Origin of the sequence: Roseixanthobacter pseudopolyaromaticivorans, assembly GCF_043195145.2 — a bacterium.
Taxonomy (GTDB): domain Bacteria; phylum Pseudomonadota; class Alphaproteobacteria; order Rhizobiales; family Xanthobacteraceae; genus NCEH01.
Map to the genome: position 1 here is coordinate 1,661,541 of NZ_CM195539.1, position 13,022 is coordinate 1,674,562.

At 65.9% G+C, this 13,022-nt stretch carries 13 protein-coding genes; 8 read left to right on the plus strand and 5 right to left on the minus strand.

Annotated elements, in window-relative coordinates; translation table 11 throughout:
• Positions 1 to 268: 268 nt before the first annotated feature.
• A complete protein-coding gene (locus V5F68_RS08040; protein ID WP_394011854.1) occupies positions 269 to 1,201 on the minus strand; it encodes a LysR substrate-binding domain-containing protein in 933 nt (310 codons plus the stop codon).
• Positions 1,202 to 1,296: 95 nt separating this feature from the next.
• Between V5F68_RS08040 and V5F68_RS08045 the strand changes: the two genes are divergently transcribed.
• Positions 1,297 to 2,355 carry a YeiH family protein gene (locus V5F68_RS08045; protein WP_394011856.1) on the plus strand — a complete coding sequence of 353 codons (1,059 nt, stop codon included), beginning with the start codon at positions 1,297 to 1,299 and terminating at the stop codon, positions 2,353 to 2,355.
• 24 nt (positions 2,356 to 2,379) lie between these two features.
• Here V5F68_RS08045 and V5F68_RS08050 read toward each other — a convergent pair whose 3' ends face one another.
• Entirely contained in the window at positions 2,380 to 3,399 is a 1,020-nt protein-coding gene (locus V5F68_RS08050; RefSeq protein ID WP_394011858.1) for a LacI family DNA-binding transcriptional regulator, read from the minus strand.
• A gap of 228 nt (positions 3,400 to 3,627) precedes the next feature.
• Here V5F68_RS08050 and V5F68_RS08055 point away from each other — a divergent pair, with 228 nt between their 5' ends.
• The 7 genes from V5F68_RS08055 (at position 3,628) to V5F68_RS08085 (ending at position 10,269) form a co-directional block, all read left to right on the plus strand.
• On the plus strand, positions 3,628 to 4,413 hold the full coding sequence (locus tag V5F68_RS08055; protein WP_394011860.1) for an ABC transporter permease: 786 nt from the start codon (positions 3,628 to 3,630) through the stop codon (positions 4,411 to 4,413).
• Positions 4,410 to 5,192: an ABC transporter permease gene (locus V5F68_RS08060; RefSeq protein ID WP_394011862.1), complete on the plus strand. Its 783-nt coding sequence runs from the start codon at positions 4,410 to 4,412 to the stop codon at positions 5,190 to 5,192. The genes V5F68_RS08055 and V5F68_RS08060 overlap by 4 nt, the downstream gene beginning before the upstream one ends.
• 6 nt (positions 5,193 to 5,198) lie before the next feature.
• The gene (locus V5F68_RS08065; protein ID WP_394011864.1) at positions 5,199 to 5,987 is read left to right on the plus strand and encodes an ABC transporter ATP-binding protein; all 789 of its coding nucleotides are present in this window, start codon (positions 5,199 to 5,201) and stop codon (positions 5,985 to 5,987) included.
• 52 nt (positions 5,988 to 6,039) lie between these two features.
• A complete protein-coding gene (locus V5F68_RS08070) occupies positions 6,040 to 7,095 on the plus strand; it encodes an ABC transporter substrate-binding protein (protein ID WP_394011866.1) in 1,056 nt (351 codons plus the stop codon).
• 73 nt (positions 7,096 to 7,168) lie between these two features.
• Positions 7,169 to 8,482, plus strand: a complete 1,314-nt coding sequence (gene hpsN / locus V5F68_RS08075; RefSeq protein WP_394011868.1) for a sulfopropanediol 3-dehydrogenase — start codon at positions 7,169 to 7,171, stop codon at positions 8,480 to 8,482.
• Positions 8,475 to 9,263 carry an SDR family NAD(P)-dependent oxidoreductase gene (locus V5F68_RS08080; protein ID WP_394011870.1) on the plus strand — a complete coding sequence of 263 codons (789 nt, stop codon included), beginning with the start codon at positions 8,475 to 8,477 and terminating at the stop codon, positions 9,261 to 9,263. Before hpsN ends, V5F68_RS08080 begins: the two co-directional genes overlap by 8 nt.
• 10 nt (positions 9,264 to 9,273) lie before the next feature.
• Positions 9,274 to 10,269, plus strand: a complete 996-nt coding sequence (locus V5F68_RS08085; protein ID WP_394011872.1) for an alcohol dehydrogenase catalytic domain-containing protein — start codon at positions 9,274 to 9,276, stop codon at positions 10,267 to 10,269.
• A 30-nt stretch (positions 10,270 to 10,299) separates the two neighbouring features.
• Here the strand turns inward: V5F68_RS08085 and V5F68_RS08090 are convergent, their stop codons facing one another.
• From V5F68_RS08090 to V5F68_RS08100, 3 genes are all read right to left on the minus strand, one after another.
• Complete coding sequence (locus V5F68_RS08090; protein ID WP_394011874.1) at positions 10,300 to 11,163, minus strand: transglutaminase family protein; 864 nt, start codon at positions 11,161 to 11,163, stop codon at positions 10,300 to 10,302.
• Positions 11,164 to 11,253: 90 nt separating this feature from the next.
• Positions 11,254 to 11,670 carry a GtrA family protein gene (locus V5F68_RS08095; protein WP_394011876.1) on the minus strand — a complete coding sequence of 139 codons (417 nt, stop codon included), beginning with the start codon at positions 11,668 to 11,670 and terminating at the stop codon, positions 11,254 to 11,256.
• Between the two features lie 26 nt (positions 11,671 to 11,696).
• Positions 11,697 to 13,013: an NAD(P)/FAD-dependent oxidoreductase gene (locus V5F68_RS08100; RefSeq protein WP_394011878.1), complete on the minus strand. Its 1,317-nt coding sequence runs from the start codon at positions 13,011 to 13,013 to the stop codon at positions 11,697 to 11,699.
• Positions 13,014 to 13,022 lie beyond the last annotated feature (9 nt).

Sequence of the window (13,022 nt, forward strand, 5' to 3'; positions counted from 1 at the left end):
TGCGCATACCGCCGTGATGCTGAAGGTGGACTGCCCCGCCGGGTCAGCACCGCCAGGGGTGCGGTCCCCTCCCGGGACACTCTGGCTCCGGCCATGACGCAACGCCGCCGGCGCGGACGGAGCGCGCGCCCCAAATGTGTCGAGCACCGAGGCGAAGAGATTTTGTACGGCGATTTTTGTCATGGGCGGTAATGCACAAATTCGATAACCTCAACTGAGATTAATCCTATCAATGTATGTGAATATAAAAAATAACAAAATTTCTGTGTTAAATTAGAGGCCTCGTCGCGTTTGTCAGGAGGCCCGGCGACAGGTCCGTCTGGCAGATGAAATGCTCGAACGCCTCAGCCGCGAATCGCAAATTGTGCCCCTTCAAGGTGAGCCGATAGAGCGGACGCTGAACCGACAGGCCTTGCACGGGCACCACTTTCAGCACCCCGAGGGCGATTTGGTCCTTTGCGGCGGCCGCCGAAACGATCGCGATGCCGAGGCCGGCCGCGACGACCTGCTTGATGGCTTCGGTGCTGCCGACCTCCATGATGATCGCGGGGCGAACCCCGAAACCGTCCAGTGCCATTCCCACCACCTCCCGGGTGCCGGATCCCTCTTCGCGCACGATGTGCCGTGCCTGGGCAAGATCGGAGGGGAGGATCGGCCCCTCCATCCGGGCGAGAGGGTGATCTGCCCCGGCAATTACCACCAATTCGTCGGTCAGCCAGGGATGGGTGATGAGGTTGGGATGCTCCACCGGTCCTTCCACCAGCGCCACGTCGATATCGCGGGCCAGCAGCCGTTCGGCGATGTCCTGGGTGTTGGCGCTGGTCAGGCGCAGGTGCAGCTCGGGATGGATATCCTGGAATGCGCCGAGCAGGCGGGGCAGGACGTAGGTGGCGATCGTGGTGCTGGCACCCACGTGCAATTCGCCCTGTGTCAGGCCCCGCAAGGCCTGAAGCTCCTCCTCGGCACGCCGTTCAGCGGCAAACAGCGCGGTGGCGTGGGAGAGCAATACGGTGCCGGCTTCGGTCAGGCGGACCCCGCCCGGGCTGCGCTCCATCAACACGCAATGCAGTTGCGCTTCCAGCTCCCGCACGCCCTTGGAGACCGCCGGCTGGCTGATGTTGAGCACCTCGGCCGCCCGGGAAAAGCCGTGCTGTTCGGCAACTGTAGTAAATAGACGAAGAAGATGGAGATTTATCGCCATAACCGCACTTCATGATGGAGTGAGCAAACTGTATTTGCGCTTCTGGCCCGCCTGCGCGCACTAATAATTTCGAAGAAAAGAACGTGGGTTGAGCTGTGTCGAGAGCCCTTCGCTGGTCGCTGGATGTTACCCCTGGAATCGTGCTGTGCGCAGCCGTGACCGGTGTCGCTTATTTCATCCAGATCGTGGAGGAGCGCATCAGCGGGCATCCATATGTGGAAGCTTTGGTGCTCGCCATCCTGATCGGGACAATCGTGCGCACGTTCTGGACGCCGGGCGCGCGCTTCAAGCCGGGAATCGCCTTCTCCGGAAAGATCTTGCTGGAAATCGCCGTCATGTTCCTTGGCGCCTCGCTCAGTGCCGCGGCATTGGCGGCGGCCGGGCCATCGCTGCTTTTGGGCATAGCGGCCGTGGTCGCGGTGGCGCTGTTTGCGTCCTATGGGCTGGGGCGATTGCTCGGCCTGCCGCACAAAATGGCCCTGCTGATCGCCTGCGGAAACTCCATCTGCGGAAATTCCGCCATTGCCGCCGTGGCTTCGGTGATCGAGGCGGAGGGGGACGATGTCGCCTCTTCCATCTCCTTCACCGCGATTCTCGGCGTCATCGTCGTGTTGAGCCTGCCGCTGCTCATCCCGATCCTGGCCTTGTCCGATACCCAATATGGCGTGCTGGCGGGTCTCACCGTCTATGCGGTGCCGCAAGTGCTCGCGGCTACCGCGCCCGTCGGGCCACTCGCCTTGCAGATCGGCACCATGGTCAAGCTGGTGCGGGTGCTGCTGCTCGGGCCGGTGGTGTTCTGCGCCGCGATCGCCCATGGCCAATCCCTTGCCGCGACACGGGCCGTGCCGGTGGGCGCCGCGGTGGTCGCGCAGCCGTCGCGCCTGCCGATTCATAAGCTCATCCCCTGGTTCATCATCGGCTTTGTCGCGTTCGCGGTACTGCGCTCGCTCGGCCTGCTGCCGCAGGCGCTGCTGGCGCCCCTGGCCTTCCTGACGACAATCTTCACCGTGCTGTCCATGGCGGCGCTCGGCCTGGGTGTGGATCTGCGGGTGCTGAGCAGGGTCGGCGGGCGGGCGACGCTTGTGGTGACGCTCTCGCTCCTGCTGCTGCTGGGCGTCAGCGTTGCGCTCATCCGCGGCCTCGGCGTGGTCTGATTAATCAGAAAATTCAATCGGGTATCAAATTCCATCGACCGGCACGGCGGTTGACTTTCGCACCACCAATTCGATCGGCAACTCGGTCCATTGGTCCTGTCGCACGCCTTTCAGCTCGGCGAGTAGATGCGCTGCGACCGTGCGGCCGAGCTGTGCCGTGGGAAGGTGCATTGTCGTCAGAGGCGGGGTGACGTGGGCGGCGATCTCGAGATTGTCGATGCCGACGATCGAGATCGCTTGCGGCACGGGGATTGAGCGGGCCTGCGCCTCGAACAGCGCACCCACCGCCAGCAGGTCGTTGCCGCCGATGATCGCCGTCGGCGGCTGCCTATGCCCCAGGAGTTCGGCCATTCCCGCCCGCCCGCCGGTGAGGGTAAAGGGTTGTTGAACCACGCATTTTTCCGGCAGGTCGAGACCGGCGGCGGCGAGGGCGGAGCGCACTCCGGCGACCCGCAGGCGGGCGCGGTCGTTGGAGGCGGTGTAACCCGTTATCACGCCGAAGCGGCGATGGCCGAGGGAGAGTAGATGTTCCGCCGCCTGCCGCCCGGCGGATTCATTGTCGAAACCGATCGAGGCGAAACGCGGATCGAAGGACCAGCTGAGGATCACCGGCACCGTGGCCGCACCCAGCACCTCCCACGTCTCCTCCAAATGGTCGGCCCCCACCACCATCAGCGCATCGACGCCGCGCGCGAGCAGGGCGCGGACCGAAACCGCCTCCTGTTCGGGAGAATATTCGTGTGCTGCCACAAGGAGTTGATACCCGTTGGCGGCAAGCTCGGTCTGCATGGCTTGGATCGCGCGCGCGAAGATGGCGTGGTCGAGGGTGGGGACCACCGCGCCGATTGTGAGCGTGCGGCCGGAGGCGAGGGCGCGGGCGGCGCCGCCGGGCACATAGTTCAGGCGGCGCACGGCATCGCTTACCTTTTCCCGCGTTTCCTGCTGGACCAGGTCGGGACGCGAGAGCGCGCGCGATGCGGTGGCGGACGACACGCCCGCGAGCCGGGCCACGTCGTCGAGGGTCGCCTTGCCCTTGGGTTTCATGCTCTTCTCGCCACTTTCTACGCTACTTTTCCGGCGATTTATTGCGCATTTCGGCACATTTCCGCCGATGAACTTCAACAGCAACTAGAAACTTACTGAAAAATAGGGCGTCGCCCGTTGACAGGCAATCGTGGTCTGATAGCCTCAAATGAAAGCGCTTACATTGGTTTGTCAATGCCGCGCTCGGACGCCTCCGCAGATGAGGCGCTGAATCAATGGGAGGAAGGGATGCCGCTCGACCGTAGGTCTGCGGTTGGTCTTGCGACCGTCGCCGCGTTCGTGGCGGCGTGGTATCTTGCAACCAGCGCAACCGGATTGATCTCGCCCGGCCGGTTTCCGGCTCCGGCCGACACCTGGGCCGCGGCGACGCAGTCGCTCGGGCGGGGGTATGCGGACGCGACCTTACCGGTCCATGTTCTCCAATCGCTCAAGCTGGTGGTGCTCGGCTTCCTGGCCTCGATCGTGGTCGGCGTGCCGCTTGGCCTGCTGATGGGGTGGAACCCGGTGGCCGAGGCGCTGCTGAACCCGGTGTTTCTGCTCCTGCGGCCGATCCCGCCGCTGGCCTGGATTCCGCTCGCCATCCTCTGGCTCGGCCTGGGCGATGCCGCCAAGATCATGGTGATCTTCTTCGCCGCCTTCGTGCCTTCGGTCATCAATACCCATGCCGGCGTGCGCAACATCGACCGGCCGTTGATCGAGGCGGCGCGCATGCTCGGAACGCCGCGGTGGCGGTTCGTGCGCGAGGTGCTGGTGCCGGGCGCCGCGCCGATGATCTTCACCGGCCTGCGCCTCTCGCTCCAGGCGAGCTGGACCACCCTTGTGGCGGCAGAGCTGGTGGGCGCGCTGGCGGGTCTTGGGCATGTGCTCAACGTGGCGCAGCAGGATCTTTTCCCCGGCATGATCCTGGTGGGCATGATCTCGGTCGCCATCTTCGGCGCGCTCACCACCGGCGTGCTCGCTTATGCCGAGCGCCATGTGGTGACCTGGGTGCGGGTGAAGGGAGCGAGCGTATGACCGCGACGCTCTCGCCGCTTCATCGCCTGGCCCTCGGCACCGTCGGCTTCCTGGCTTTCCTCGCGTTCTGGGCCGGGCTGTCGGCAAGCGGGCTCGTGAACGCGGCCTTCCTGCCTGGCCCGGTTTCCGTGGTGGCGCGCTTGCTGACGCTCCTGACGACGCCGTTCGCCGGCGGCACGCTTCAGCTGCATCTGGCGTCCAGCCTCCAGCGGTTCGCCAGCGGCTATCTGCTGGCGGTGGCGATCGGCATTCCGCTCGGCCTGCTGATGGGCCGTTTCCGCCTGCTGGACGATATCGTGACCCCGCTGTTCGATGCGCTGCGCTTCATCGCGCCCATCGCCTGGGTGCCGTTCGCAGCCCTGTGGTTCGGCACCGGCTTCGGCGGTCCGGTGCTGATCATCTTCTCCGGCGCGTTTCCGCCCTGTCTCATCAATGCCTATCGCGGCGCCCGCTATGTGGATGCCCGTTATCTGGAAGCCGCCGAGATGCTCGGCACGCCCAATTGGCGGATCATCACGGAAGTGCTGCTGCCCGCTTCCATCCCCTCCATCGTCTCCGGCCTGCGCATCAGCGCGGGGCTTGGCTGGCAATCGCTGGTGGGCGCGGAGCTGATCGTGGCCTCCACGGGGGTCGGCTATCTGATGGTGCAGGCGCAGAGCGCGGTTTCAACCACCACCGTGATGGTCGGCATGCTGGCCATCGGTTTCGTCGGCGTCCTGATCGACGTCGCCCTTCGTAGGGTCGAAGCGCGCATCGGCCGCCGGCTCGGAAAAGTGTGAGGACCCATGAGCAGCATCCGCTTCGACGCTGTCGGCAAGACGTTCGGAAATGCGGTTTCCGTCCTCGAAGGCATCAATCTCGACGTGGCCGACAAGGAATTCCTCGCCATCGTCGGCCCGTCGGGCTGCGGCAAGACCACCTGCCTGCGGCTTGCGGCGGGGTTTGAGTTTCCAACCTCCGGCCGCGTGCTGGTGGGCAACAGCGTGGTCACCCGGCCGGGGCCGGACCGGGCCGTGGTGTTCCAGCAGTTCGCCTTGTTTCCCTGGAAGACGGTGGCCGAGAACATCGAGCTCGGCCTGCGCAACAAGGGCATGGCGCGGGAAGAGCGGCGCACCCGCGTCGCCGATGCCGTGGGCATGATCGGCCTTGGCGGGTATGAGGAGGCCTATCCTCACCAATTGTCGGGCGGCATGCAGCAGCGCGTCGCCATTGCCCGCGCCTATGTGCTCGATCCCCAGGTGCTGCTGATGGACGAGCCGTTCGGCGCGCTCGACGCGCAGACCCGCGTGGTGATGCAGGAAGAGCTGGTTCGCCTTGCCCGCCGCAATCCGCGCACCGTGCTCTTCATCACCCACGGGGTGGAGGAAGCCGTCTATCTCGCCGATCGCGTCGCGATCATGAGCAAGCGGCCGGGCCGCATCAAGGAAATCATCGATGTGAAATCGGTGCGCCTCGCCGACAATTGGGAGCGCCACAGCCGCATCGAGGATGTGATGGACCTGGAATCCTTCGTCCATCTGCGCACGCACATCTGGAAATCACTACGCGAGGAAAAGGCAGGCACCGGCCATTGAGGACGGGCCGCCATCGAGAGCCGCAAAGCGGCCGATCAGGGAGGAAAATCACATGAAGACGAGCCTGAAAGCAGCGGTCCTGGCCCTTGGCCTTGCAACCGCGATCGCCCCGGCGGCGCGTGCCGAGGAGCAGAAGATCAACATTTCATATCAGCCCTCGCTCTATTGGGCGCTGCCGTTCTACATCGCCTCCGAAAAGGGCTGGTGGAAGGATGTGGGCCTCGCGCCCACGTTCGCGACCTTCCCGGCCGGCGCGCCGCAGGTGGCCGCCGCCCAGGCGAGTTCCTGGGACGTGGGCGGTACCGGTTCCGTGCCCGCCGTGCTCGGCGCGGCGCGCTTCGGGCTGATGACCATCGGCATCACCAACGACGAATCCAAGACCAATGCCATCATGGCGCGGGGCGACAAGGTGGAGGCCCTGCGCAAGGACCCCAAGAAGCTGGTCGGCCAGAAGCTGTTGCTGACCACCAATTCCACAGCCGATTATGCCGCCCGCAACTGCCTGAAGAAGTGGGGCCTGTCTTCCTCCGACATGCAGTTCGTGAACCTTGGGCAAGCGCAGATCATCTCGGCCATGATCTCCAACAATGGCGACGTTGTGGGGGTGTGGGCGCCCAATACCTATACGCTGGAAGAAAAGGCCGGCGCGAAGGTGCTGTGCTCCGGCGCCGATGCCGACGCGGTGGTGCCCGGCGCACTGGTCGTGCGCGCCGACTATGCCAAGCAGAATCCCGAGGCGGTGGCGAAGGTGCTCGCGGTCTATGTGCGCGCCTGGAGCTGGGCCAAGGCCCACCCCAAGGAGGCGAAGGCGCTCGCGAAGCAATTCTACGCCCAGGGCGGCGTCGAGGCATCGGACGCCGCCATCGACCAGGAATTCGCCCTGCGCCCCACCTTCACCCTCGCCGAACAGCTGCGCCTCATGGATCGCAGCAAGGGCGCCTCGGAGCTGGACGGCTGGCTCTCGCGCATCGGCACCTTCATGAGCGATGTCGGCACCATCTCGGCCTCGCCCGACCCCAAAACCTATGTGAGCGACAGCTTCATGAAGCAGGTGGGCGCAGACCCCAAGCTGAAGGCCTTCGCCACCGAGTTCGACAAGTCCAACTGACGCCGTTCGCGGCGTCGCCGGAGCGTGATGATCCAACACCGGCGCCGTTGGCCGGACCCCATGGAGACTGAAGATGGCGATCGAGTATCTGAAGCGGGCCACCAAGACCCCGGAGAGCGAAACCGGCACCGCGCGCCAGGTGGTCACGGACATGCTCGGCGAGATCGAGCGGCGCGGCGAGCAGGCGGTGCGCGACTATGCGCTGAAGCTGGACAAATGGGACGGCGATATCCTCGTGACGCGCGAGGAGATGGAGCGCCGCGCCGCCGAGGTTCCTGAGATCGTGCGCCGGGACATCGATTTCGCCGCCGCCCAGGTGCGCCGCTTCGCCGAGGCCCAGCGCGACAGCGTGCAGGACTTTTCCGTGGAACTGCTGCCCGGCCTCGTCGCGGGGCAGAAGCTGGTGCCCTGCACGGTGGCCGGCTGCTATGTGCCCACCGGCCGATATGCCCATATCGCCTCCGCTTATATGTCGGTGGCGACCGCCAAGGCGGCTGGCGTGCAGACCGTGGTGGCCTGCTCGACACCGTTCCGCGGGCAGGGCATCCACCCGTACGTGCTCTATGCCATGAAGGTCGCCGGCGCCGACATCGTCATGACGCTGGGCGGCGTGCAGGCGATCGCGGCCATGGCCTTCGGCCTGTTCACCGGCAAGCCGGCGGACATCATCGTCGGGCCCGGCAATAAGTTCGTGGCGGAAGCCAAGCGCATGCTGTTCGGCAAGGTCGGCATCGACGTATTCGCCGGCCCCTCCGAAGTGGCTGTCATCGCCGACGAGACGGCGGATGCCCACATTGTCGCGGTGGATCTCGTGGGGCAGGCGGAGCATGGGCACGAAAGCCCGGCGTGGTTGTTCACCTCGTCCCGCGCCCTCGCCGAGGACGTGATGCGCCGCATCCCCGCCCTCATCGCCGAATTGCCGCCGACCGCCCGCGATGCCGCCACCGCCGCCTGGAACGACTATGGCGAGGTGGTCGTGTGCGACACGCGCGAAGAATTGGTCGAGGTGTCGGACCGTTACGCCAGCGAACATCTGGAGGTGCACACGTCCGATCTCGACTGGTGGCTCGCCAACCTCTCAAACTACGGCTCGCTGTTCCTGGGCGAGGAGACCACGGTGGCATTCGGCGACAAGACGTCCGGGCCGAACCACATCCTGCCCACCAAGTTCGCCGCCCGCTATTCCGCCGGCCTCTCGGTGCATAAATTCCTCAAGCCGCTCACCTGGCAGCGCATGGATGCCAACGCGTGCAAGACCATCGCCCAGACGACGGCGCGCATCTCGCGGCTGGAAGGCATGGAAGCCCATGCGCGCACCGCCGACGCGCGGCTCGCGAAATATTTCCCCGGCCATAATTTCGATATGGGTGTTCCGGTCGATGCCTGAGACCTCTTCGCGTTTCCGCCTTCAGGCCCTGTTCGACCTGACCGGGCGCACCGCTCTCATCACCGGCGGAAACTCCGGCATCGGGCTGGCGCTGGCGCGTGCGCTCGGGCTTGCCGGGGCCTCCGTCGTGCTGGTGGCGCGCCGGCCCGCCGATCTGGAGGCCGCTGTTCGCGACCTTCAGGGCGAGGGCATCGCCAGCCAATGGATCGCCGGCGATCTCGCTCCCGCCGACGGGCCCGACGCCATCGCCGCCGAACTGGTGCAGCGCGGCTGTGCGCCCGACATTTTGGTGAATGCCGCCGGCATCAACCTGCGCCAGCCGTTCATGGATGTGACCATGGATGCGTTCGACCTGCACATGGCCGTGCACGTGCGCGCGCCGTTCCGCCTGGTGCAATTGCTGGCGCCGGCGATGGCGGCGCGCAACTGGGGGCGGATCGTCAACATCGCTTCGCTCCAGTCCTTCCGGGCCTTTCCCAATTCCGCTCCTTATGGCGCGGCGAAAGGCGCGGTCGCGCAGCTCACCCGCGCGATGGCGGAGGAATGGTCGGCGAAGGGCATCAACTGCAACGCCATTGCGCCGGGGTTTTTCCCGACACCGCTGACGCAAGCGGTGTTTGACGACGAAGTCCGCGCCGCCCGCAACGCGCAGCAGACCGCCATCGGCCGCAACGGGGCGCTGGAAGATCTGCACGGCGCCGTGGTCTTCCTCGCTTCCGACGCGTCCGCCTATGTCACCGGGCAGGTGCTGGCGGTGGACGGCGGCTTCACCGCCAAATGAGGGTTTTGCCATGAAAGCGCTGGTCTATACCGGCCCCCATTCCCTCACGCTCGGCGAGGTGCCCGAGCCCGTGCCCGGCAATGACGAAGTGCTGGTGCGGGTCGAGGCCGTGGGCATCTGCGGGTCCGACATGCACGCCTATCACGGGCATGATGCGCGCCGACCCGCCCCTCTGGTGCTCGGCCATGAGGCGGCCGGGCGCATTGCCAGCGGGCCGCGCGCGGGGGAGCGCGTCACCGTGAACCCGCTGGTCGTGTGCGGCACCTGCCGCGCCTGCGAGGCCGGGCGGCCGCACCTGTGCCCGTCGCGGCAGATCCTCTCCATGCCGCCGCGTCCCGGTGCGTTCGCCGAGCTGGTGCGGGTGCCGGAGCGCAATCTCGTGGCGATCGCTGAGGATTTTCCGATTGCCAAGGCGGCGCTGGCCGAGCCGGTGGCGGTGTCCTATCACGCGGTGAACCAGGGCGCGCGCCTGCTGGACATGCCGCTCTCCGCCGCGCGCTGCCTTGTCATCGGCGGCGGTGCCATCGGCCTTGCGGCGGCGCTGGTTCTGGCCATGCAGGGCGCCGCCGAGATCTTCGTTGCCGAGCCCCATGCCGGGCGGCGGGCCACGCTGGCACGCGCCGGGAATTTCCGGTGCTACGCGCCGGGGGAGGCCGGGGCGCCGGAGGAGAGCAGCATCGATCTGATCGTCGACGCGGTGGGCGCCGTCGCCACGCGGGCGAGCGCCAGCGCGCTGGTGCGGCCGGGCGGGGTGATCGTCCACGCCGGGCTTCTGCCGGGGATGGACGGCTTCGACGTGCGCCGCATCACGCTTCAGGAAATCATCGTCAGCGGCACTTATTGCTACACGCCCGCCGATTTCCGCGCGACGGTGAATGCCCTCGCCTCGGGGCGCCTCGGCGCGCTCGACTGGTTCGAGGAGCGCGAGCTGTCGCAGGGCATCGCCGCGTTCCAGGATATCGACGCGGGACGTGCCGCTGCGGCCAAGATCGTGCTCCGGCTCTAGGGCGGGCCGGGGCGTTGGCGGGCCGCTGCCTCAGGAGGTCACGCGCACTTCCACCGACATGCCGAGGCTATCGTCGCTCGCGCCCACATAGGTGCCGGCCACGGGCACCGTCTGCTCGATCGTCCGCGCCACGGAGACGGGCACGAGGTTGGAGGCGCCGACCCCGCCATTGGTCGGGTCGAACGTGATCCACCCCGCGCCCGGCACGTAGATTTCGGTCCAGGCGTGGGTGGTGCCGGCATCCGTGCTGCCGAGCAGCGTGGTGCCGGGCGTGTGCAGATATCCAGATACGATCCGCGCGCCGAACCCGAGGCTGCGTGCCGCCTCCGCCAGGAGCACCGCGAAGTCGCGGCACGAGCCCCATCCGCGATCCAGGGTGTGGAGCGGCGTCTGCGTGCCTTCCTCATCCCGGCTCTGATAGCGCACGGTGGCGGGAATGCCCGCGTTCAAATCCTTCAGCAGCGCCAGAGTATTGGTGGGATTCGAACGCACGAAGCTCCGGGCCCAGGCCTGAAGGCGCCCTGCGGGATCGGCATATTGCGGGCGTGTGAGTGCGCCGAGGTCCGTCCATTCATCGTTGGAATGGCGGAAGGGATAATTCATCGCCGAGCCTGCGATCTCGAACACAGGCCAAGCGGAGGCATAATGCTCAAGCTCTGCCGAGCTTTCCACAGTCAACGTTTCCGAACTCTCGCCAAAGGAAGCGGTGGCGACCGCATTGCCGAACACGTCCTGGGTCCAGCTCAACACGCTGGCCGGAAAGGTCGCGACCTTCATCGAGATGAGCCGCAGGTCCAGGCTCTCACGCGGGCGCAGCATCAGGCGATGCGGACCGAGGACGATCCGGCGGCGGTAGAAATAGGTGGTGCGATGGTGAATGCGAAGCTGAACCATTCACCATTATCATCGCGCTTCGCAATCGCAGCAATCGCAGACCGGCGCGATGCGCCCGCGAGCCACAGCTTTGCGAGCGCGCAGGTGCCGTCAGGCCCGGCTGCGGAACGTGATGAATTTATGCGCGGCGAAATTCACGAACACCGGCAGCATGATGGCGATGGCATGCGCGCCCGCCTCCGCCAGCGGCGCCGGGAGAAACGGGGAAAAGGCCCGATCCAGCCCCACCGAGGCGCCCAGCACCACGGGAAAGGCAAGGGCATTGAACAGAAAGAACCAGGACATTTCCGTATGCATCGGCTTGCCCGAGGCCGGAAACACGAACAGGCGGTTCAGCGTGAAGGCGGTGAGAAAGCCGACCAGATAAGCGAGGCTGACCGAGACCCAATAGTTGAAATAGAGATCGAAGCCGAACCGGCTGGCGAAATTCATCGCCGCAGCGAATCCGCCCGCGAGCAGGAATTTGCCGAACTGGCCGTTCACATAAAGGGCGATCAGGCGGTGCATCTCATCTCTTCAATCGCTTCGCGGGCTCAGCCGAAGACCGGCTCGCGGCGCGGAACATGATCGGTGCCGATCGCCGCCGCCATTTCCTTGGCGAGCCGCGCGCCTTCGGAAACGCCGCGATCCTCGGGATAATAAAAGCAGGTGTCGGCGATCTGCAGGCCGGCGATGGGCGTGCGGATTGGTGGGATCTTCGCGGCGAAGCCGGGTTCGCACAAGGGCTGCGCATAGCGCAGCCGGCCGACGCGGGAGGCGAGGCGGTCGCCCTCGGACAAGGCCGGATTGACGCGCCGCAGATAGCCGAAGCTTTCGGCGATCAACGCCTCGTCGGACCATTGCCACTTCTTGTGGTCGTGCGGCATGTAATAGGGCACGTAGACCACCGTATCCGGCATGGCCCGCAGGTTTGAAAACTCGATGATGCCGGGGATCTCGATCTCCGGGTCCACGATGTTGACCCAGAAATGCGGCGTCACGGAACGCTTCAGCTTATGCAGAACGCAGATCACGCCGATGTTGCGGATCGCGTCATAGGCGTCCTTCGAGGCCTGCGGGAGGCTCGGCACCAATTGCGAGACGAACGGCGTCGGCACCGTGGAGATGACGGCATCGGCGGGAAAGAAGCGGCCGCCCGCCGTTACGCCGGTGACCTTGCCGTCGGCCGTGTCCACCCGCTCGCAGGGCGTGGAGAGATGCACGCGCCCGCCGCGCCCCTCGATGGACCGCATCAGCGCATCCACCAGGGTCTGCGAGCCGCCTTCGATATGGCCGAGCTGCTCCTGGAACAGGGACTGGCGCGAATTGCCGATGCGCCGCACGCGCGTGGCGATCCAGGCGGCCGAGACGTCGTCGGCATACTGGTAGAATTTCAGCTCCATGAGGCGGCGCCAGAGCTTGTCATAGACGCTCGCGCCCGAGCCCTTCTCGATCCAGTCGCGGGCCGAGACCGTTTCCAAATCGTCGAACGAGCGGCGCTTGGATGTCGCGAACATCTGCAGCCCGTAGCGCAGCTTCTCCACCGGGTTCAGCAGGGAGGTGGCAAGCAGGGAAATGGGATCGCCCCATTTATGCAGCCCACCGTCCTTGAAATAGGCCATGGAGGTCGGCCGCCAGCGCATCTTGTCGGCGATGCCCAGTTCCGCCATCAGCGCGAAGGTCGGCGCGTCCGGCTTGCAGACGAAATGATAGAAGCGCTCGATGGAAAGCCCGTCGAAATCGAAATGCGCCGCCATGCCGCCGGGCACCGCGTCGGCCTCCACCACATCCACGTCATGGCCGAGGTTGAGGGCGTAATGGGCCGCCGCCAGGCCCATGGCGCCCGCGCCGATGATGACGGTCTTCGTCATGCGGGTCGC

What these genes read in the sequence shown, in the direction of transcription:
- V5F68_RS08070 (WP_394011866.1), top strand. Translation starts at nt 6,040, where the DNA reads ATGAAGACGAGCCTGAAAGCAGCGGTCCTGGCCCTTGGCCTTGCAACC.
- V5F68_RS08100 (WP_394011878.1), bottom strand. Translation starts at nt 13,013, where the DNA reads ATGACGAAGACCGTCATCATCGGCGCGGGCGCCATGGGCCTGGCGGCG.
- V5F68_RS08055 (WP_394011860.1), top strand. Translation starts at nt 3,628, where the DNA reads ATGCCGCTCGACCGTAGGTCTGCGGTTGGTCTTGCGACCGTCGCCGCG.
- hpsN (WP_394011868.1), top strand. Translation starts at nt 7,169, where the DNA reads ATGGCGATCGAGTATCTGAAGCGGGCCACCAAGACCCCGGAGAGCGAA.
- V5F68_RS08065 (WP_394011864.1), top strand. Translation starts at nt 5,199, where the DNA reads ATGAGCAGCATCCGCTTCGACGCTGTCGGCAAGACGTTCGGAAATGCG.
- V5F68_RS08090 (WP_394011874.1), bottom strand. Translation starts at nt 11,163, where the DNA reads ATGGTTCAGCTTCGCATTCACCATCGCACCACCTATTTCTACCGCCGC.
- V5F68_RS08080 (WP_394011870.1), top strand. Translation starts at nt 8,475, where the DNA reads ATGCCTGAGACCTCTTCGCGTTTCCGCCTTCAGGCCCTGTTCGACCTG.
- V5F68_RS08050 (WP_394011858.1), bottom strand. Translation starts at nt 3,399, where the DNA reads ATGAAACCCAAGGGCAAGGCGACCCTCGACGACGTGGCCCGGCTCGCG.
- V5F68_RS08085 (WP_394011872.1), top strand. Translation starts at nt 9,274, where the DNA reads ATGAAAGCGCTGGTCTATACCGGCCCCCATTCCCTCACGCTCGGCGAG.
- V5F68_RS08040 (WP_394011854.1), bottom strand. Translation starts at nt 1,201, where the DNA reads ATGGCGATAAATCTCCATCTTCTTCGTCTATTTACTACAGTTGCCGAA.
- V5F68_RS08060 (WP_394011862.1), top strand. Translation starts at nt 4,410, where the DNA reads ATGACCGCGACGCTCTCGCCGCTTCATCGCCTGGCCCTCGGCACCGTC.
- V5F68_RS08095 (WP_394011876.1), bottom strand. Translation starts at nt 11,670, where the DNA reads ATGCACCGCCTGATCGCCCTTTATGTGAACGGCCAGTTCGGCAAATTC.